Origin of the sequence: Timaviella obliquedivisa GSE-PSE-MK23-08B (genome assembly GCA_019358855.1) — a bacterium.
Taxonomy (GTDB): Bacteria; Cyanobacteriota; Cyanobacteriia; order Elainellales; family Elainellaceae; genus Timaviella; species Timaviella obliquedivisa.
The window spans coordinates 1-21,160 of record JAHHII010000027.1 but is presented as its reverse complement, the minus strand read 5'-3'; the positions used below and the strand labels follow the sequence as shown (position 1 = coordinate 21,160).

The 21,160-nt window shown below is 47.7% G+C and carries 17 protein-coding genes, 2 tRNA genes and 1 pseudogene; 13 read left to right on the top strand and 7 right to left on the bottom strand.

Going from position 1 to position 21,160, the window contains the following annotated elements; genetic code table 11:
* Positions 1-117: 117 nt before the first annotated feature.
* Positions 118-462: a glutathione peroxidase gene (locus KME11_22965; protein ID MBW4518068.1), complete on the bottom strand. Its 345-nt coding sequence runs from the start codon at positions 460-462 to the stop codon at positions 118-120.
* Between the two features lie 411 nt (positions 463-873).
* Between KME11_22965 and KME11_22960 the strand changes: the two are divergent.
* A pseudogene (locus KME11_22960) lies at positions 874-1,580 on the top strand (pentapeptide repeat-containing protein).
* A gap of 50 nt (positions 1,581-1,630) precedes the next feature.
* Here the strand turns inward: KME11_22960 and KME11_22955 are convergent.
* Positions 1,631-2,284 (bottom strand): nitrogenase, encoded by a 654-nt coding sequence (locus KME11_22955; protein MBW4518067.1) that lies wholly within the window; start codon positions 2,282-2,284, stop codon positions 1,631-1,633.
* A 208-nt stretch (positions 2,285-2,492) separates the two neighbouring features.
* On the opposite strand from KME11_22955, the gene KME11_22950 reads away from it, so the two are divergent.
* A complete protein-coding gene (locus KME11_22950) occupies positions 2,493-2,834 on the top strand; it encodes an EamA family transporter (GenBank protein MBW4518066.1) in 342 nt (113 codons plus the stop codon).
* On the opposite strand, the gene KME11_22945 is transcribed toward KME11_22950, so the two are convergent.
* From KME11_22945 to KME11_22935, 3 genes are all read right to left on the bottom strand, one after another.
* Positions 2,831-3,436, bottom strand: coding sequence for a Uma2 family endonuclease (locus tag KME11_22945; protein ID MBW4518065.1), 606 nt, complete (start codon positions 3,434-3,436; stop codon positions 2,831-2,833). The genes KME11_22950 and KME11_22945 overlap by 4 nt on opposite strands.
* Positions 3,437-3,494: 58 nt before the next feature.
* Positions 3,495-4,664: a bifunctional oligoribonuclease/PAP phosphatase NrnA gene (locus tag KME11_22940; GenBank protein MBW4518064.1), complete on the bottom strand. Its 1,170-nt coding sequence runs from the start codon at positions 4,662-4,664 to the stop codon at positions 3,495-3,497.
* 277 nt (positions 4,665-4,941) lie between these two features.
* A complete protein-coding gene (locus KME11_22935) occupies positions 4,942-5,439 on the bottom strand; it encodes an HNH endonuclease (GenBank protein MBW4518063.1) in 498 nt (165 codons plus the stop codon).
* Positions 5,440-5,641: 202 nt separating this feature from the next.
* Between KME11_22935 and KME11_22930 the strand changes: the two genes are divergently transcribed.
* A tRNA-Ser gene (locus KME11_22930) sits at positions 5,642-5,730 on the top strand.
* Between the two features lie 12 nt (positions 5,731-5,742).
* Here KME11_22930 and KME11_22925 read toward each other — a convergent pair.
* Positions 5,743-6,597, bottom strand: a complete 855-nt coding sequence (locus tag KME11_22925) for a metal-dependent phosphohydrolase (GenBank protein ID MBW4518062.1) — start codon at positions 6,595-6,597, stop codon at positions 5,743-5,745.
* A 201-nt stretch (positions 6,598-6,798) separates the two neighbouring features.
* Between KME11_22925 and KME11_22920 the strand changes: the two genes are divergently transcribed.
* The 10 genes from KME11_22920 (at position 6,799) to KME11_22875 (ending at position 19,696) form a co-directional block, all read left to right on the top strand.
* A tRNA-Gly gene (locus tag KME11_22920) sits at positions 6,799-6,870 on the top strand.
* A 15-nt stretch (positions 6,871-6,885) separates the two neighbouring features.
* Complete coding sequence (locus KME11_22915) at positions 6,886-7,101, top strand: DUF29 domain-containing protein (protein MBW4518061.1); 216 nt, start codon at positions 6,886-6,888, stop codon at positions 7,099-7,101.
* Positions 7,102-7,177: 76 nt separating this feature from the next.
* On the top strand, positions 7,178-8,038 hold the full coding sequence (locus KME11_22910; GenBank protein MBW4518060.1) for an urease accessory protein UreD: 861 nt from the start codon (positions 7,178-7,180) through the stop codon (positions 8,036-8,038).
* Positions 8,039-8,137: 99 nt separating this feature from the next.
* Positions 8,138-8,548 carry a GPW/gp25 family protein gene (locus KME11_22905; GenBank protein MBW4518059.1) on the top strand — a complete coding sequence of 137 codons (411 nt, stop codon included), beginning with the start codon at positions 8,138-8,140 and terminating at the stop codon, positions 8,546-8,548.
* A gap of 2 nt (positions 8,549-8,550) precedes the next feature.
* Positions 8,551-10,746: a putative baseplate assembly protein gene (locus tag KME11_22900; protein MBW4518058.1), complete on the top strand. Its 2,196-nt coding sequence runs from the start codon at positions 8,551-8,553 to the stop codon at positions 10,744-10,746.
* A gap of 12 nt (positions 10,747-10,758) precedes the next feature.
* The gene (locus KME11_22895) at positions 10,759-11,835 is read left to right on the top strand and encodes a phage tail protein (protein MBW4518057.1); all 1,077 of its coding nucleotides are present in this window, start codon (positions 10,759-10,761) and stop codon (positions 11,833-11,835) included.
* Positions 11,836-11,904: 69 nt separating this feature from the next.
* Positions 11,905-13,248, top strand: a complete 1,344-nt coding sequence (locus KME11_22890) for a DUF4159 domain-containing protein (GenBank protein ID MBW4518056.1) — start codon at positions 11,905-11,907, stop codon at positions 13,246-13,248.
* Between the two features lie 55 nt (positions 13,249-13,303).
* Entirely contained in the window at positions 13,304-15,478 is a 2,175-nt protein-coding gene (locus KME11_22885) for a WD40 repeat domain-containing protein (GenBank protein MBW4518055.1), read from the top strand.
* A gap of 16 nt (positions 15,479-15,494) precedes the next feature.
* Positions 15,495-18,254 (top strand): hypothetical protein, encoded by a 2,760-nt coding sequence (locus KME11_22880; GenBank protein MBW4518054.1) that lies wholly within the window; start codon positions 15,495-15,497, stop codon positions 18,252-18,254.
* Positions 18,255-18,562: 308 nt separating this feature from the next.
* The gene (locus KME11_22875) at positions 18,563-19,696 is read left to right on the top strand and encodes a class I SAM-dependent methyltransferase (protein MBW4518053.1); all 1,134 of its coding nucleotides are present in this window, start codon (positions 18,563-18,565) and stop codon (positions 19,694-19,696) included.
* A 461-nt stretch (positions 19,697-20,157) separates the two neighbouring features.
* On the opposite strand, the gene KME11_22870 is transcribed toward KME11_22875, so the two are convergent.
* Positions 20,158-21,160: glycosyltransferase family 2 protein (locus KME11_22870; GenBank protein MBW4518052.1), on the bottom strand; the 1,003-nt coding region annotated here is incomplete at its 5' end.

Here is a 21,160-nt window from a genome sequence, read left to right as displayed (position 1 = left end):
GGGCATTTTGGAGGTTTTCTTGTTGGAGCGGACTGAGAAATTTAGGAACTGGCATCGGTTTAATTCGATTATCTTCTAGTCCCTATTTTACCCGGCTTTATGTATTCTAGATGATAGTCAGCTTACCGATTGAGTTAGCTCGGCGTAGAGTGGATGTTGCTGTGACCCTTTGGCATGAACTTTGTCGAACAGTGGAAAGCTGACGTCGTAGCGGGTTGAGCAGAACTGCTGAATTTCTTCATTGCTCCCTGGCTCTTGCATTCCATAGTCGTTGCAGGGAAACGCCAAAATTTCAAAGCCCTGTGCCTGATATTTTTGGTAAAGCTCTTCCATGCCCTTGTATTGAGGCGTGTAGCCACACTGAGATGCCACGTTGACGATCAACACGACTTTGCCCAAATAGTCGGCGAGGGTTTGGTCTTGGCGATCGATGGTTTTGACTGAAATATTGGCGATGCTCATAAGTTTGGGGGCAGGTGACCATCATTTATAGTACTGGTTTTTGTTACAGCAAAATTCCTAGCACTATTTCTAAAATTTTTTTGAGGTTGCTAGGGACGGTGTAAAGCAGAATGTCTTCAAAAATAGTCTAGGTATGGGGTTGAAGGTATAGCTTCCACCCGGCACGAGGATAGAACGGCGGGTCATTTCGATTTCTCCTAAACAGCTACTAAGGGCAAGATACTCTGATTCTGCTGTGTATTTTTAGCCCATAATTTAGCCAATCTAGCCCATAATTAGCCAAGCAATTCAGCAACCTTCCTCTGAACTTCTAGCCCTGCTCAAAGCGGGAAATCTCTAGAGGATTTCTCGGAGCGACCCTTTGCGGGTAACTCAACGCGATCGCCCACTCCAGATCTCTATCGATGTAATCTGCACAAACTCGATTTACAGAATGCGGATCTTAGCGGTGTCAGCTTGATGGCGCTAATTTGCGGGGGGCGAATTTAAATGGAGCAAATCTCACTCAGGCAGATTTGACTGGAGCAGATTTGACTGGAGCAGATTTACGCCAAGCCAACTTGCAAGATGCTTACTTATTCCGTGCCAACTTAGAGCAGGTTGATCTGAGCGGTGCCAACTTGGAAGGCGCAAAGCTTCAGGTAGCGCGGTGTAACTCTCAAACAATTTGGGCAGAAGGATTTAACTTCAAGTCTTCAGGGGCGATCGGGCTTTACGCTAACCTGAATGGTGCCAATCTCAACACGGCAAACCTGTGCCATGCCGACTTACAACAGGCGAATCTTTTGGGTGCATACCTGAGTGGTGCCGATTTAACAGAGGCGAATTTGCAGGGCGCAAGGCTGAGCAGTGCTGATTTGCGCAAGGCATTTTTAACGGGGGCTTCTCTGCGGGAAGCTCGGATGAATGGGGCAAATTTTGCTGGGGCAGATTTGTGGGCGGCAGATTTTACTGATGCTGAGTTTGAAGGGCTGGAGAATATTGCTGGGGCAGATTTTACGCAGGTGATTGGGCTAAGTGATGAAAAGCGATCGCGCTTCCTCAGTTCTTCACTCCAAGTCCTAGAAACATGGAACCCATTTACCCGCAAAACAACAGGTGCTAGCTTGCAGACTTAGTTTCAGGTCTGAAAATTTCAGACCTGAAAAATTTCAGACTTATTTCAGACTTAACAGTACTTTGCCACGTCTTCCTGACAGTCGTCTGCCAGGTACGACAATGCCCGAAACCTTAGCCCCACCAGTTGTTCGTAGAGTGGATTGATTTTGCACATGGGCGGAATGTGAACAAGCTTGCGACCAAATAGCGTTATATCTCGCTCAAAGGGGCACTGAGACGGAATCATTCGGCACAAGAATCTTGCCAGCCGAGGATCTTGGACTTCTAGGCGATCGAGCCACTCTTGCAGAGGGTTGAGAACTCGTGGAGATAAGGCAGATGCGCTATTAATGCGATCGCTTAAGGTAAGACGCAGAGGCGCTAAAACGTCGGATTGCTGTTTTAGTGCAGTACAGAATTGATGAAGCAATTCATCTTCGGGTGGAGAGTAGGTGCCATCGGCGATCGCCACCATGACTGCTGTCCGCAAAAAGTTCTCAGCCATCTGAGCATCTTGTCCTAAAACTTCTGCTAGCTCAGCAGGACTAATGGTGATTGCCGATTCTAAATCAATTGTGTGAGATAGATCTTGCTCCATCAGGGTCGTAATCAGCGCTTGTTCTTCAGAAGAAAAGTGACCATCTGCCCAAGCAATGCTGAGTAAACCGCGCAACCATGCTGTGATTTGTTCATCGGTGTAGGAATATTGAATCCTGCTGACCATAAACGCCTCCTCTCTGATTCTCGGTTCCTAGTCTACCGCTGCTCTTCTAAAGAGCGAAAGTCGGTTAGGTTACAAAGCCTATTTTTGGATGAAATTTTGGCGAACTATCGACACACTGTTTCCTGATGGCGAACCCTGCCGTAAACTAGAAAACACCCCTGCATAGGAAAGTGAAGTAGTGGCATTACAAGAGTTAGGTTTATTGCTGATGTCCATTGTGGCAGGCGTTGTTGGGCAGTTTTTTTTAAAGACGGGGGCGCTCAAGCTCGGTAAGGTCAATGCAGGAAACGTAGTAGGGCATATTATCAGCATTGCTACCACGCCCGAATTAGTAGTAGGACTAACGTTTTATGCTATGGGGGCGATCGCTTACATTCTCCTGCTTACCCGCGTCAAACTGAGCATTGTGGGCCCATCGATCGCCTTAAGCTATGTTTTCTCGGTACTGCTAGGCTATTTTATCTTCAAGGAAGCCATTCCCTTTGAGCGGTTGCTGGGTTTAGGATTTATTGTCTGCGGTGTGGTTTTGGTGCTGTGGCAGAAAGCCTAAGCTTCTAGAATTTGGACAACAGTGAGGTTGAGTTCGGGAAAAGTAGTGGAAGGAATACGCTCGTTTCGTTGAAACCGTTGGCACTGATATTGCCCGGTTTCATCCAGTGTGTAGACAAAAACAGAAGGTTCCTTAGGATTGCCTAAGTAAGTTCGACTACCAAGCGCCAAATAATCTACAATCCAATATTCGAGTATGCCAAGACGCTGATATTCGTCAAGTTTATCAATATAATCATCTTCCCAGTTGGTCGAGACGACTTCAATGACAAGCTGAATTGCATCTCGGAAAGCAGTGTATGCAGAACGATTCGACCGCCATACCTCTCTTTTGACGACACCAACATCCGGATGTCGCCCTTGGTCATTTCCTACTTTATTCCTCGTGGCTAAGGCAATTCGAGCAGAAACCTTGTATTGCTCACCCGATCGCTTGTCTTCGTCCTTTAAAACATCAGTTAGAAAATCTGCTACGTCCTCATGTTGTCTAGTCGCTAAAATTCTCACCAATTCTCCATTGACTAACTCATAGCGCCCATCTTCGGGGCACTGTTCCAGGTATTGCTCAAACGTCAGTTTTTGTCGAAGTTCTGTGGCTGCCATGAATTTCTCCTTTAGTGATCCTCGTCCTAGACTTCGTTTGAGCTTGCTGCGCCTGTCTTTACTGGGGGTTGACCAATCTAAAAAGCTTCTGTTTAATCTGGGCATCAAAGACTTCCCATTTAATGCGGGTGTAGTCTTGATTTTCGTTGAAGCCAGAGAGGAAACCCATGGGGATCTCGAAGCCACCTGCCATCGATCGCCCACCGCCAAAAAAGCGTCCTTGGGCATCTTGCCCAAATGCTTCTTTAATAAACTCGTCTGGGTCTAGGGTGAGCTTATTGGTGCGAAGGGAACCAATGACGATTTCTAGGTCTTCGTCTTCATCGCGGACAATGCCATAGACGACAGCCGTGTGAACGTTCTCTTCGGTAACGAGGAAATCGGCGGCTTGAGGAATGGCATCGCGATCGTCGTAGCGCAAGTAGCCAACTCCAGCGATCGAGAAGTTGTTTTGCAGAACCCGGTTACGAAGCGATCGCTCAATCACTTCCATGACACGCTTAGAGCGAGAAGCTTGCAGCACAGCATTCAAAAGTTGAGCATCATAGAAGCGGCTGAGATAAGCCGCCGCCATAAAGTCTTCTTCCTGCGCCTGCATCAGCCGATTGGTGTCAGAGCGTAGCCCATGCATCAGGGCTGTAGCGCATTTAATATGCTCACTATTGTTGCTATCAAGCTTGAGCAATCCGGCTTGCAGGTAGTGAGTAAAAATGGTTGCCGTTGCCCGGGTTTGAGGGCGAATATCAAGAAACTGAGGCTTGAGATCGTCTTGGGAGCTATGGTGATCTATCACTGCCACAATAGGCAAATTTGCTTGCTGAACCAGCGCCATAAGCTGCGTCGTCGTGCCTTGGTTATCCACAAAAACGCAGCCTTGGTAAGCCGAAAGCTTCTCCTTGGCTGACTGCAATGTCCAACGCTGGGCGGGTAACCCTGTTAGTTTCACCAACGCAATATTTTCTTGATGGCTCAACATGCCTGCATAGACAATATCGCAATGAATTTCGTATTGCTGAGCAATTAGCTTATAAGCCCAAGCGCAAGATAAAGCATCGGGATCAGGAAAATCTTGCAAGATCACAAGCTGGCGATCGCCCTCTCGCTTCTCTAAAACTTGTCGTAGGGCATCTACCTTTTGCTCTACCAATCGTCTGTTCGACAGTCCTGCTGCTCCTTGCCCCGATCCTATTCTGATAGACTCAATCTCCATCGAATGATCATCCGGCATCGGGTGCGCCACAGTCAAAAGTGCTCCCGGAATAGTAGAGGGTGTAGTGAGCCGCAAACCTTCATCAGACTGAAGCGAATCCAATTTCATATTTTTGTCTTAATCGAGAAACTGAGTCATTATCTCGGTTAAATCTTATTTCAGACCAGCGTACAGATAAGCTCAGTAGATCAGTATCTTGATCTTCGCAAAAAACTTAAGAATCAGCATGATTCGGAGGAGGGAAATCCGAATATAAAAATTACTGCAAAGAAACTAAGCGCGATCGCGCCAAGACTTAAGTTCCTATCACATACTTTTGCCATTCTTTATGGACACCGCTCTTAACATGTTTTGCGACTTCAAAGTATAAACCGCTATAGGGTCTGTGAGGCAGCGTCCGCAAAGGCATGTTGGCTTCCTTAGGAGTACGGCTACCCTTCTTAACATTGCAACGCACACAAGCCGTCGCCATATTTTCCCAGGTTTCGCCACCACCGCGCGATCGGGGGATGACATGGTCTAAAGTCAAATCATCTCCAAAGTAGCCGCAGTATTGACAGGAATGACCATCACGATGGAGTATGTTTCGGCGAGTCAGTGGGATTTCTTTGTAAGGAACTCGCACATAGTGACGCAGCCGAATGACAGTAGGGAGAGGCAGATCAGAGTACACTAGCTTGCCATTGTGCTCGACTTGCTCGGCTTTTCCTTTAATCAACAGTACAACCGCTCGCCTCCAGCTGGTAATGTTGAGTGGTTCGTAAGAGGCGTTCAACACCAGAACCTTTGCCATTTGGCTGAATGTATAGTAGATAGTGAGATTGATAATGATGGTAGCACAGGTGAAAGTAAGCAAGTCAGATTAGGGTAGAATAGTTGCCCTTGCTAAATTCATGCCACCTACTGTAAATATTTAACTAAAAATAGTTGACTAAAAATTAAAATCTAGAATCCAAAATTACAAGATCTGCTATTATTAGTGAACTTAAACCTCTGGAGAGGTGGCTGAGTGGTCGAAAGCGGCAGATTGCTAATCTGTTGATGCCTTTAGGGGTATCCGAGGGTTCGAATCCCTCCCTCTCCGTTCTTTATTTACCTAAGCAACCCCTAGTTCTACATCGGGAGCAGGCTCATGCTCTACTACGAAGACATTGCAGTACAGATTAGCAATGACTTGTTTGCCTTGCTGTGTCAACTCTAAGTAGCGCAACCCATCTTTGACGTAGGGATACACTCCATTCCAATAAAACTTGGGATAGTTTTGCCTTAAATCTCCTGGATGGCGGTAGCCCAGAGCTTTACTCACTCCTGTTTCTTCAAATTCGTAGTACAGTGCCCCAATTTTTTTAAGATACCGGGGGTCGCTCAGCTGTCCAATTAAATCAGAAGCGCGAATTAAACCTGGAAAGTTTACGGTATCTTGATGGTCTTGGGCATTAGGCACTGGGAATCGGGTGAGTTCAATGTTTCGCTTGACCAGTTCTGCATCAATTAGGGTATGCCGACCAAACCGTTCTTCAACAAATAGTTTAGCTCGATCTACATGATAAGGCGTTAGGCTGGCATCTGAAGAGCCGGGGGGCAAGGTGACGCGCTCATCACTATGTCCTGTTGCATACCAACCATTGCTATCGGTTTGACAAACTCCTTTAACGTAGCCAATGTCGTGGCATACTAGCGCGACGATGAAGTGCAGCCAGTCTTCGCAAGATACGCCGCCTTCTCGGATGTGCTTGCCTCGGAGAATTTCTTGCCCGACTAAGGTCACTAAAATAGTGTGTTCAACGTTGTGATAGAGGGCATCGCTGTTGGCAATGTTTTCTAGAGCCATTGACCCCACCCACCCAATAATGTCTTCGTAGTCGTGCTTCCATCCTCCGTAGGTGCGGCGGTATCCTTCTTTTAATTTATGAACAAAGTCGTTGATTAGAAGTTCGGTAGCGCTAAACATTGGTGTTTTTAGAGGATGATATTGTTGGGCAAAAGACGATAGACAATCAGGGTGATGAGATGCTGCTGTAGAATTGTCACTTTAGTGAGAGTTCCCATTGCTGATGATGGATGCTCAAGTTGGGGACGATCGCATTTTTGTAGGGGGTTGCGTCATGAATGTATGCATGACGAGTAAATGCGCTATGCTAATAGACTGCGTGCGGGTGTAGTTCAGTGGTAGAACGTCAGCTTCCCAAGCTGAATGTCGTGGGTTCGAGTCCCATCACCCGCTTAGAAAGGACGTTTTTTGAGGCGCTTTACCATAGCGGAGCAGCATTTGCGCATTCAAACCTTACTGGCTAATAGCCCCAGCCTTAAGGTTTACGTAGAGAATGAGTTGCCGCGATCGTACCAAAATGCTTGCAAGCTAGCTGCTGCTGAAACTGGATTAGGGCGAGAGACGTTTCCAGCCAATTGTCCTTACACAGTTTCTAAACTCTTCAACGACGATTTGTATTTATAGCTAAGTGCTGGGAAGAAACGATTGCCCAAAAGCCTGCGGAGAGTATCTTTAAAGTAGCGATGCAGTTGAATTGAGAATGAGATTGATAGATTCTTCTAAACCGACAGGTTGGCAGGGAAATTTACAACTAGAGTTTGGTCATCGCGAGGGTGAGACCATTTTGAGCCGCAGTTTAATGCAAGCGCCTCTGAAGATTCAACGACCGTTTTATCCTGAAGGGAAAAGCATTTGTCATGGCGTGATGCTGCATACGGCTGGGGGAATTGTGGGGGGCGATCGTCTCTCTAGCCAGATTCGTCTGCATCCTAATGCCCAAGTTTTACTGACAACGGCAGCGGCGACTAAAGTTTATGGAAGCGATCAGGAATCTAATCAAGTCATTCATGTTCAAGTTGCTGAGAATGCGGGTTTAGAATGGTTGCCTCAAGAAACAATTATTTTTGATGGGGCTAGATATCGTCAGGCGGTGCGGGTAGAACTGGAGACAGGGGCAACTTGGTTAGGTTGGGATATTACCAGGTTAGGGCGGAGCGCCAGGGGCGAACAGTTTTTGTCGGGAGAATGGCGATCGCATCTAGAAGTTTGGCAGGCGGGGCAATTGCTGTGGGTTGATCCTCAGTGGCTGGTGGGAGGGAGTGAAATGTTGTGGAGCGCCCATGGGCTGTCAGGGTGTGCGGTGGTGGGAAGTTTTGGGTTTGTGGGGCGGGAGGTATCGCCGGAGTTTGTGGCGGAGGTGCGATCGCGTTTGGCTGAGGGAGATGCTACGGATTTTCCGGCGGCTGACATGGGGGTAACTCGTCTAATGAATGGGTTTCTGTGTCGGTATCGGGGCAATTCTACGACAGAGGCAAGGCAGCGGTTCACTCAGGTTTGGGATTTGTTGCGACAGCATTATTTAGGGCGATCGGGCTGCCTGCCCAGAGTATGGCAGAGATAATGCTGGACTTAACTTTGGACTCGACTTTTGGCGAATAGTTCTCTATCCTCTGCTTCGCTACAGTAGCGGCATTAGTGACGGCTTTGTTGAGCGGATTTTATGTCAAAGACAAATGATCAGCCACATCATCTTGGGCAAGGATGGGGGTTCCCGTTAAAGGTGAACGTGCAGGGCGGGTTGCAGTTGAGTGGAACAATTCGCAATGTGGAGGAATCAATTCAGATTATTCTGCGAACTAGCTTAGGTGAGCGAATTCATCGCCCTAAGTTTGGTTCACGGTTATCAGAATTAACCTTTGCACCCATGAATACTCAGACGCTTCTGATGATTCGCTTGCATGTGCAGGATGCGTTAGAAACGTGGGAGCCGCGCATTAAACTTGATGCAGTGCGGGCTGATCCAGATCCAACGCAGGGACGGGTTGATATTGTCATTCACTATCACTGTAAGGGTGGACATGATCCGCGCAGTTTAGTTTATCCCTTTTATTTGTTGCCATCAGCGGGGTAATTGTGGAATTTGATTTTTTGCCGAAGTTACCGAAGTCAGATCTTGACGATCGCTCCTTTAAAGATCTTGTTGATGAGTGCATTCTGCGAATTCCGCGCTACTGCCCAGAGTGGACAAATTTTAATCCGGGTGATCCGGGCATTACGTTGGTTGAGCTATTTGCTTGGATGACTGAGCAGATGTTGCAGCGGTTCAACCAGGTGCCTCGACGGAACTATGTGGCGTTTTTAGAACTGCTGGGAATTCGACTACATCCCCCAACCCCGGCTCAAGCCGATATTACTTTTTATCTGACTACGGCATTACCTTCGACGTATCAAATTCCTGGTGGCATTGAAGTTACAACAGAACGAATGGAGGATGGAGAGACGATCGGATTTAGTACTGATCGAGCGTTGACCATTGCTAAACCTGTAGTCAGTCATTTTCTAACGGCAGAGACAGCAGAAATTGTACCGAGAGCAATGCGCGATCGCTTTACTAATTTATGGACACAGCATGACGATGGACACTGGGAAGGACGCGAACAACCCATCTTTAGTGAACAGCCTCAACCCGGAAATTGTTTCTATATTGGATTCGATCCGACTCAGTCGATTGAAGGGAATGTGATTGCTTTGACAGTCGGGGGTGAAGCGGCAACTTCAACAGGAATTAACCCTGATTACCCACCTTTACGATGGGAAGCTTGGGATGGGCAAAAGTGGCAATCTGCGTTAATCAATAATACGGATGATAGCACGCGCGGATTTAGCTTTAGTGGTACGGCTCAACCCTCGGCAGTGCAAGCGGCAGATGTGGTATTGCACTTGCCTCAACAATTCCCAGTAGAATACTTTGCAACGTATCAGGGACGGTGGGTTCGTTGCGTTTACGTGTTGCCTGAGAATAGTAATATTGGCAGCCGATCATCGGGATATAGTAGTTCACCGCAGATTATGAAACTGGCAGTGCGATCGATTGGTGGAACGGTAAGTGCGAGTCAGTGCAAGCTGATCCGGGATGAATTAATTGGGGAAAGTGATGGCACACCAGGGCAAAACTTTTCAATTCAGGGAGTGCCCATTTTGCCGCGTCAGGAAGGCGAACATTTATTGATCATACCGCCTCACGGATTGCCCCAAATTTGGCAGGAGGTGAATGATTTTGCAGATTCGACGGTGGAAGATCGACATTATACGATCGATTCTCAGACGGGGCTACTTCAGTTTGGTCCTTTAATTCGGGAACCTGCTCAGTTAAAAGAAAATGTTCAGATCCGTGCCAGGATCCAGATTGGGGGCGAATCGGCGATCGCCCTGATGGGTGAGACTATGACAGAGCGGCAGTATGGGGCGGTGCCGTCGCGGGGGGCGATGCTGCGCATGGTGGCGTATCGTACAGGGGGCGGACAGAAGGGCAATGTCCAGCGTCATACGTTGCGTACGCTGAAGTCGGCGGTGCCTTATGTGGCGAGGGCAACCAATCATGCAGCGGCTAGGAATGGGGCAGATGCTGAGTCATTGGATGATGCGGTGATTCGCGTGCCTCGGATGTTACGAACCCGCGATCGCGCTGTTACGCCTGAAGATTTTGAAGCATTGACCTTGCAAGGAGCGCGAGGGGCGATCGCCCGTGTACTGTGCCCCAGCCAGCAGTCGAAAGAGCATCCTGGACGGGTGGAGCTTCTGATTGTACCGCAGGTGAGTCGGGACGGAGTTGAGCGGGGGGATGGGATTGATCCGGCTCAGTTAATGATCTTACCCCAAATGAAAGAACAGGTTTTGGAATACCTGGATGAACGGCGATTGCTAGGCATTCAAGTTCAGCTTTCGGAACCCGAATATGTCGGAGTGGCGGTACAAACTGAAGTGGGTTTAGAGCCGGAATATAATCATCCCCAGGCACAGCAGGAGATTTTGCGAAGCCTGCGAGTCGCGCTTTATCGGTTTCTCAATCCACTAACTGGCGGCGCTCAAGGCACGGGTTGGGCTTTTGGTTCTGCGGTTTATCCTTCGGATATTATTACGTTGATTCAACGGACAACAGGAGTACGGTACCTAGGTGCGGTGTTGCTGTTTGAGTTGCGGCGACAGGAAAATGGCTGGGTTCGATCGCTTTCCACCGAAGGCATTGTTAATCCGGGTGCTAACGGTTTGATTTGTTCGTGGGCAGATGCGCAGTTGCGATCGGGTCATGCGATTAGCCTCATTAGTTAAGGGAGAAGGAATATGGCTCAGACCAGACCGGGACAGTCTTTTAGCCTTCAGTTAACTCCCATGCAGGTGGCAGGTGCCCTTTCAGGAACGGGGACTGAGACGTCTCTGGGGGCGACTTCTGGGGCGATCGATGCACCGCCAGAACTGAGTCTGCTGCTGTATCCGGGTGAACCGAGCGAAATGGTGGTGCAGATTAAAAATTTGGAGCGCGATCGCCTGGAGCTATCGCTGCAAGTGGAAGGGGATTTTCCGTCCAATTGGTGTTCCGTTGGCACGGAGGGAACGGAGATTCTAGCGGGACGGCAGATGGATGCAGTGCTGCATTTTCAAATTGCGGCTGACTTTTTTGAGCAGCATGGGGAACATGGGGAAAATCCGACGCTGAAGTTAGATTATCAGGGTCGCTTAGTAGTCTATTCGGTTGAGCCAGCTACGGGGCGGCGACAGGTTGAATTTGCCTCGTTTAGACTGCATTTACGTCCTCGAAGTTTGTATGCTAAGTTTCTGCCCTCAATTTATCAAGAGCTTGATTTTGTGGGGCGGTTTCTGAAGATTTTTGAGCAGGCGTTTGAACCAGCGGTAAATTCTTTAGATACGCTGTGGGCATATCTTGATCCGATTACGGCTCCTCAAGGAATGCTGCCGTTTCTAGCGCATTGGGTGGGCTGGACACCGCAATCCTATTTACCATTGAATCGACAACGAGATTTGATTCGGAATGCCATGCAGATTTATCGATGGCGAGGAACGCGGAGAGGGCTGCGGTTTTACCTACACCTAGCCACGAGTTTACCGCTAGATGATGATTGTGTGCGTGAAGAAGATAGGCACATTAGTATATCGGAGTCATTCCATCGGGGGTTTATTGTGGGAGAGGCTCGGGTAGGAGAAGATGCGACGTTAGGAGGGGGGCGACCTTACCACTTTAGTGTTCAAATTTATTTAGATGATTTGGAACAGATTAATGAACAGTTGGTGCGATCGATAATTGCACAAGAGAAGCCCGCTTTTTGTACGTATGATTTGAGAATTGGGGTACGACAAAGAGTGGGTGCTGCTCTGGAGGGGGTTGGGATAAGCTCTTTTTGAGTAGATGATTAGAATTGAATGAATCATCTAGACAATGTTATCTGAACAACATTATATTTTGTGCCTCTTATGTATTCTTCTCCTCGAACGCTGCCGCTAGAACGACTGCAAGTAACTGATGGTTTGCTGTTAACGGCGGAGCGTTGGCGGGTGGCGCATGAGTATCATCGACAGCGCCAGAATGTTCATTATCAGTCGTTGCATCAGCCGGGAATTGTGTGTGGGTTGAAGGTGGGTGTGGTAGCTGCACCAGAGGAATTTGCAGCGCAGTACCGCGATCGCCGCTGGTTAAAGGTACAGCCGGGGGTAGCGATCGATACATTGGGTAATCCGATTATTGTGCCGGAAGCGATCGTTTATCGGTTAGCTTCGGAGCCGCCGCGATCGGGAACGGCGGTAATTTATTTGGTGCTGAGCTATGTTGATCCCGATCGCCTTCAACGTTCTGTAGAGCCAGAGTTGGTGCAGGAGACGTTCCGAATTGATGAGAAAACGACTCCACCCGATGCGTTAGAGGTAGAGCTATGCCGCATTGTCATTCAGACAGGAAGTGTGTGTTTGGAGGAGAATGCTGATGTGTTTTCTCCGAGTATTAATCATGTAGATTTACGGTATCGGCAGCAGGTGCAGGCGCGTCCTTTAGGAATGGTGAGTGTAGCGCAGGTGAACGGGGCGGAATCTGCGCCAGAGCGTTGGGCAGAATTGGTGCGATCGTTGCCTGCTCTATATCCGGGGCTGGGCGCAGTTGTGGCACAAACAGCTTTAACTGGAGATTCGACCGCCGATTTGCTAACGTTGGACTCCAATCAGCTAACGTTTGACGATCTGACTCTGGAAAATCTGAAACAGCATTTGGCTTCAGGGGGTACAGTATTGGTCAATGCGTTAGGGCATACTCGCTTTTTTAAGCTGGCACTAATCCGACAAGAGCTACAACAAGCATTGGCAACAGTTCGTAGAGATGTGAGCTTGGAGGCAGAACAGCAGCAGGTTGAGGCAGAATTGGCGGAGGTTGAGACAAGTTTGCAGGATCTGTTGGAGACGATCGCTCAACCCGTTAAAACTTTAGCCGAACAAATTAGTTTTGCAATTCATGATGCTTCACGACATGATCTGGGGCACGATGCGGGTGATGACTCAAGAGTTGAATTGGAAGATGATCTGAGATCGTTAGATCGCCATCATCCGCTGCGATCGCAGCCGTTTGTGTTTGCTCAGTTTCCGGTGATCCATGGAATGCCAATTGAAATTTTAGCTTGGGGTGGCATTGTTTTGGTGATTGGTGATTTGAGTGAAGCTTGGGCATTAACGGAGGGACTGATGCTGCCAAGAGAGACGATACGAGCAGCACAAGAGTTAGGAATCAACATCCTACATTTTGCTTGGAAGCGTAAGCAATTAGTTTCGGTTTAACGTTGATATTGCCCTGTATTTAGATACGCTTTTTTCTCCTATTGGCATTTCCCCCATGTCTAAACTGATTACCACAGTTCTTTCTACTCAGACGCTCAAATATAAGCCAGGTTCTACGGCTAGTTTTGATGTCGTGGTGACCAATAATAGCACTGAGTTTTCTACGTTTCAGCTAGAAGTGGCGGCTTCGGGGGTAGAAGCTCACGCAAACTATTGGTATCGGTTGGCTCCCGATGTTTCGGCAAAAATTCCGGGGGGCGATCGCACCCAGTTTACGGTCACAATTATCGATGTGCCGCCTGTACCGGGCGGGTTTGCCGGAACAATGACATTGACGATTCGGGTACTTTCGTTGGACTTGCGTGACGAAGATCGGCAGGTATTGAATTTACTGGTAGAAGGAACAGGGGTGCTTTCGCCTCGGTTAGAGTTGCCTTCGCGTAAATTTCAGGGTGTGCCAGGCGATCTAATTGAAATGCCAGTCACCATTTATAACCTGAACCGTCATTCGGCGAATGTTAGTTTGCGGATTTTGGGGTTAGAGCTAGCGTGGATGGTAGATGGTGGAGAGCGTCGCATTCAAGTTCCACCGAATGGTCAATTAGAGACGATTTTACTATGTCTGTTGCCTTCTCCAGTTCAAGCGCCCAGCGAGATTTATCAGTTCATTATTGAAGCGCGTCAGCCACAGGCAGCGCCAGCACAGGTAGAGGCAGTGTTGACGGTGATGCCGTTGGGCTATGTTGATTTCCGCTGTCATCCCCTTCGGCAGAGGATTCCGGCGACAAGAGGCTGGTGGAAAAATCGTCGCGCAGATTCTGCTATCTATACGCTGGAATTGGATAACCAGAGTAATTTGCAGCAGACCGTTACAGTTGATGTGCAGCAGAAAGATGTGTCGGTTCAGAGCTTGTTGTTAGCGGGGGGCGCGCTCTTCGAGATACCCGCAAGGGGTCGCCAAAAAGCTCAGGCTCGTCTGCGAAGTCGGTTAGAAGTAACGCCTGAAAACGCAGTTTTAAATATTGGTGAAACAAATACACTTCAACTCAAAGTTCGTCATCCTCGTCCTTATGTGGGCTGGTCGCATCAGCTTGTATTACAAGTCAAGGCAATGCTGGCTGAGCCTGGCTTAGAGGTTCGCAACAATACCCAAACTTTGCGACTAAAGGTTCTGCCGATTGTGCCTTGGTTTTTACAACTGCTGTTCTTGCTCATGCTGATGTTAGCGCTGTTTATTCCAGCTTTATTAAAGAGTGGACATCAGGCTCCTGTTAATGCAGTTCAGTTTAATGGCTTGGCAACTGAAGTGGTTAGTGCTTCGGATGATGAAACAATTCGACGGTGGCAAGTTAAGGGTGAGCGCCTGATCTCGGAAGGAATTGTTAACCGTGCGGATAAAGCAATTCGCGTGGTGCGATATCGTCCTGTGGATAATGATTTAATTGCAGATGGTTTTGAAAATGGACAGATTCAGATTTCTAATTTACTAACTCGCAAGCTGCAATCTTCTTTCTTTCATAAAAAAGACGATCGGGTGTTTGATATTCGCTTTGCCCAAGATTCGCGATCGCTCTACAGCGGACATGGCAGTGGCTTAGTGTTGCAGTGGGATTTGACAGGCGATACTGCTAATCAACAAACTGATAATCCATCTTTTTTACGACAAAAGAAACTAGATTTCGCTATTAATTCAATGGCACTAGTCGGGAAACAGGAAGAGAGTTTGGCGATCGCTGGAAGGTTCAATCGGCTTATGCTTTGGAACTTTAAACAGGACACCCTCACACCTTTACCCTACTCATCAGGAGGTAAAGAAAATTACATCCTGAGTGTTGCTGCCCCTGAACATCATCCAGAACTGCTCGCAACTGCTGACAATCAGGGCAAGATTAGCCTCTGGAACCTACACAATTGCCTAGCCACTGATAAGCCCTGTGAACTGGTGGATGAATGGACGACAGGACATCAGGGCAAACCTGTGCAGTCGGTTGCGTTCAGTCCTGATGCTTGCTATTTAGCTAGTGCTGGAGAAGATGGACGAGTCATGCTATGGACATTGGATAATCGTACTAATCAAGTATTGGATGGTAAATCACTAGCTCAATCTTCTCAACCTATGAATGCTGTTGACGTGGTGCGTGTTGACAAGAAAGTATTAGTTGTGAGTGGCGGCGATGATCATCGCGTCAAGCTATATCAAGCGCAGGATTTAAACCCGAAGTGTAGTTAACCCCCAAAACGAATCTATGACCAGCCAACAATTCACCTCGGCGATCGAAGATCTCAATATGGCAGAAGTGCTCAGGCTTCCCGACGCCCAGCGGCAAACGTTGGCGTGGATGCTGGAGCAAGGAACTCTGACGTTTTCTGAAGTGGTGGCGGGTACGCAGCGGTCTGAGGCGGATTTGCACCTAATTTTAGAAGACTTGGTGCGTCGAGGATTTGTTGAAACGATTGAGATTAATCAAACTCGCCATTATCATTCGTTAATTGCACTGCAACAGGATTCATTTGCTCCTCCAAGGGCAGCAGAGCCGGGGAAGCCACTGGCGATCATTCTAAATTCTGCGGGGAATGATACCGTTACGCCAGGGTCTACGTTTGAGTTGGGGGTAACAATTCGGAATAAGGGCAATCAAAGCGCTGTTATTGATGTCTTTATTGATGATTTATCGCCCACGTTGCGGCAATGGTGTCGCTGTGCCCAAGAACGGTTGGCGCTGGGTGCGAAACAAAGTGCTGAGGTAGTCTTTCGTTTTCAGGTTCCGGTGGATGCGTTGCCAGGAACTTTCAACTATTTGTTAATTGTAGATGCGCCACAGCATTATCCCGAAGATACCCCGATTCGTTACTCGCAAAAACTTCAGGTGTTGCCGCCTGTTCAGGATACTGTGCGGGTTAGTGATCCGACCTTTGGAGTGCAGCCGCTGACAGCGAGTGTAAAGCCTACGATCGCCCAACCTGGAGGCGTACAGCAGTTTCAAATATTGGTACATAATCGGGGCGATCGCGTTGATCGGTTTCGGTTAACCTGTGCCGATCTACCTGCTGAGTGGATCAACATTATCTATCCGCAGAGTTCCCAGGGGCAAGGATTGGGGATTCAGTCCGACAGTCTCGATCTCAATCCGGGGGGACAGGGATTAATTCTAATGATGTTGCAGTTGCCTGTGGATGCGCTGGCAGGGAACTATGTGCCGACGCTGCGGCTGCATTCAGAAAATAGTCCTAATCTGGCGTTAATGGATCTGATTTATTTGCAGGTCAAGCCTATTTATCAAGTCCAAGTCGATTTGCAAACGATTATTAGCCAGGTGAAACAAGAGCCGGGGCTTTTTTCAATTCAGGTTAGCAATAACGGCAACACCCCTAGAGAAATTGTTTTTGATATTACTAAGCTAGATGGGGGCGATCGCTGCGAGTACACCTTTGAACCGCCTCAGCTTCATCTCAAACCGCATCAAACGCTTAGCAGTCAACTCTGGGTGAAGCCCCTCGACCCCTGGAAGCGTCCGGTTTTTGGCGGTGGACAACTGCTCAATTTCAACGTTGACCTTGCCGATCCCCAAGAGCATCCTTTAACAAAAGTGCCGCTACGAGGATTCATTCTGTGGCAGGCGCGACCGTTCTGGCAAATTTTCCCATTTGTGTTAGTGGGCATGGCGGGTCTGTTATTTTTAGCATGGCTAATCTGGTCAAATTTTATTCGTCCGCCCGTTGCACCCAGAATTCTTAAGTTTGAACCAGAGGAGACTGAATACTCGGCAGAGAATGGTGATTTTGTCCGATTGGCGTTTCAAATTACTCATCCTGAAAAGTTAAAGTCGCTGGAAATTTTAGGTCAAGATGACAAAGGCAAGGTAATCAGCAGACCCCAGGCTTATGACCTGAGCCAGGGCATTCCGGCACCGTTACGCCCGTTTTGTTTGGAAACGCAACAGGTTTTGACCTGTCGAAATGTGCGCACAGATGCGAAGCGATCGGGCAACTATATTTTCACCATGAATTTGCTCCCGCGCGATCGCCGGGTCATTGCGGCTACTGCTCAAACGGTTCCGGTGGCGATCGCGCCGATTCCGCTGCCTGAGATTCTTGAATTTGTTTCAACTCAGCCTGTTTATCAGCAGGCTCCCCCTAAGAAGCAGCCCGTCCTAGCGGCAACGGCTTCTAAAGCGTCTCCTAACCCCGCAAACCTGCTACCCATTAAGAAATCGCCAGCCGATGCCCAGGGCAATCAACCCCATGAGGTGCGCTTGAATTGGACGATCGCTCATCCAAAGCAGATTAAGGCGATCCAAATTATTGGACATGATGCAGAAGGAGCGATGATGAGTCCGTTAAAGACCTATAGCTTTGTGAAAGGTGTTCCGAATGATCTGAAAAAATATTGTGTTGTGAAGGAACAACTGGTTTGTAAAAATGTGGGAACGGGCGATCGTAAGGTGGGCGATCGGACGTTTGATTTAACGGTTATTCCTAAAGGACTTCCTCCCGAGAAACCGATTACGCTGAAAACAGCAGCTATTAAAGTGGAACCGCGTTTACCTCAAATTTTTACCTTCCGGGTGAACGGTCAGGAGGCGATGCCTAAGTACATTATTCCGGTTAGTCCACGACAACCGACTCCTAGCCTAACTTTTTCTTGGCAAGCGGAGGATAATGCCGGGACAAAGGTAGAACTTCTGCCTGTACCTGGAGCCGTGGCAGTAATAGGCTCTATTCCTTTTCCATTAGCCCCAAAGCCAGGAACCGTAGTCGTAACGTTGCAAGTCACTAATTCGGCGGGGCAACAGGTGGCGCGATCGGTGACTATTGAAACGTTTGATCCAACCTTAGCTCAGCCTGCGGCAGGTGCAGATAAAGGGCAATCAGCTGCTGGTGGCGCAGGCGGTAAGGCAGGGGCAGATGGCGCCACCGATGCAGGAGCAGCACCTAGTTTAGATACGCCAAAGCCGACGGATGGCAGCACACTCTCGCCCAGTGAGTTGCCGCCACAGTTCAATTAAGAAAATAAAGCAATAAGGAATCAGCGTTGCTGAATTGCAGTCTGAAAATCCGGTTTCCCTACTCTTTTAGGGAAAGGGCTAGAGGTTAGGTTAAGCCAGACAACGCGGCTAGATAGACCTCTCCCCCAACCCCTCTCCTGAAGGAAAGGGGCTTCAAACAAATTCATACTTTCATTCAGCAACGTTCGCTAGTTAAGTTTGATGGAGGGAAATTGCACCAGTCACCAAATAGGCTTAAATATAGTCTAAAGCTGGTTTTTTCTGCATTATCTGACCCAAACCCTTTATCAAATACGGGAGATTGGTGTATGACTGCAACATCCATCGGACAAACAATTCAACGGCACATTCCATTAACAGGCAATATTCACGGTAAGAGTTCTCTAGCCTATACTGCAACACGTGGCGCGGTGAAGGCGGTTAATGCTGTCCAAATGTCGGTAGCAGAGGCTTATATTAACGGGTTAGAGGTGCCCGATGCGGTTTTACGATCGCTTTTTGACACCTGTATGCCTGTGTTTTTTAAACATTTTCCTGCGCTTTTAGCGCCCTACGAGTGGGTTTTGACTGAAACCGACCACCTGGCAGAAGGTTCCAGAGAGTTAATGCAGCTTCAGTATGATCTGCCTCAAGGAATGCTTAATCGAATGCTGGGTGATAGTCCTGTCATCTACCCTAAGTACAGTATGGGGCTTTGGGAGCGAGGGGCGGAGAATTTAGAGCAGTCGCAAATTCAGATGCTTGATGACCTGATTGAAAAACTAGGAATTGAAGATGGCGATCGCGTTTTAGATTTTGGCTGCGGTTGGGGCTGTGTGCCGAATTATATTATGTCTAAGTTTCCCAACGTGCAGTTCACAGGTTTAAACCTCAGCCATGAACAGTGCGAGTATATACGGCAGAAAATGCAAGACCCCGAAAGCCACCTCAGTTCGGGTAGATTCACCCTATTTGAAGGAGATTTAAACGAAGCAGAATTTCCCGAAAAGTTCGACAAAATTCTTTCCGTTGGCGTTTTTTGTCATGTCGGCAATTTAACCCAAGCCTTCAAGAAACTTGCTACTTTCTTAAAGCCCCAGGGCAAAGTATTTATTCATATCATCACCGTCCGCACGCCCAATAATATTTCCAGCGTTTATACCCACAAGTACATTTTCCCCCACGGGCGCTACTGGAATTTCGATGCCGTGCCTAGCTGCAATCAAGACCTGAAAACGGTGCAGCGATGGTATCTCAACGGCATCAACTATTCCAAAACTTTTGCTAACTGGCTAAAGAATTTTGATGACAGTCAGGCGGAAGTGAAAACGCTAGATTACGGCATGGACTACAACAAATTTCGTCGCATCTGGCGATTTTATTTGATTTGGCTTGGGTCTAATTTTGCCAGTTGCGATGGTGAAATTAATGGAAATGGACAGTATTTAATGGAGCTAGCATAGCTCCAACGCCCTATCCTCCCTCAGGCTTTACGCCGTAGGCTCCGGTCTAACAAAGGTTTGGTCATGCTCCTACGCACAAAACTCTGGATTCAGAGAATTTGCTAAGGGACGAACTCAAAAGGTGACAGAACGCGGTAGCTACCAAGACTTGCCGTGGTGAAAACGGTTTGCGTGTTTTCAAATACAACAGTTCTAGCAGGGCAAGGGCAAGACTGCCATTCCGAGTAGGGAATCAGCGTTGCCCTTGCGTTAAGGGCTGCTTAAAGATGTCATGTAAACTCCCTTTTACCCATAAGCTGCCACGATCGCCGACTTCTTGGTTCTGAAGAGCGACAAAGCGGCAGGATTCTAGATGTTGCAGTAACTCAACTTAATAGGGGATGTTCGACTGAATTTAAAGAATCTCTCATAACTTTTTTGATTGTTTGGAGCATAAGAGTTAGAAGAAGAACTGAGCAAGCCTAAAATAGTAGGAGAAAGACTAAAGAGACGGCCACCCGAGGCCACTTTAGGAATGTTTTTACGTGAGTAGTAATGTGAGTAACCTTACTTTGAATGTCTTTGTAGTTCTTCAATACCATTTTTTTGCAGAACTGCCGAGAATAGCCAGCCCTTGCTTCAAGCTTCAGAAAAACTTCTGGAATATCACGATGACCAATCTTTGACCAATTCAGTCCTTCCTGCTGCCAATGGCTGACTCCAAGCTTACATTCAACATAGTTGTCAGGAGTAATCATGACCTGACCTTGGGTCGCACAAAAACCCGTCCAAAAGCCTTGTCCGCCCCAGTTGTCCTTACTTTCTGGCCATCGGCGCAAAGCCTCCTGAACAAACTGTGTGCGATAGATAGTTGCAGTCAAAAAAATGACAGCCCCAAAGTTTTGTTCTATGCAGTGTTCAAAGACGGCTTGACCATTTTTGCATGTCGCTGCAAAGCTTGCATCTAACCAATGATCATCGGGGATATCATTAACGTTCACCGACTCACAGGTACGCTCGTCATACCCATTAAAGTTAAGATAAAGCATAGCCAGATCTGGATTCTGCTTCAGTAAGTTTAAGACGTGAGACAGCGTTCCAAGTTTAATTCGATCATCATCACCAATTGTCCAAACAAATTTTCCCTTTGCAGCTTGCAAACAAAGCGCTAAGTTAGGAACTCCAAATATGTTTTCGAGGTTTCGGTTAGTTGTAAATGAGGTATTAGTGAAGACTGCTTGCCACTTTTGAATAATTTCGGGAGTGCCATCGGTGGAGCAGTTATCTGAAATGAAGATCTCACATTGTTGCTCAACCCCTTGGATTTCATGAAACAGCCAAGCCAGTTGCCGATCTAATTCTAAGAGGATGTTTGAAAAGTCAGCTAGTCGGTAAAAAAGCTCTCTCAGTGTAAGCTGCGAATAGAAAGCACGCAGCACCGAGAAAGCAATATGAGTAAAGCATATCCCAGCAATCTGACTACTG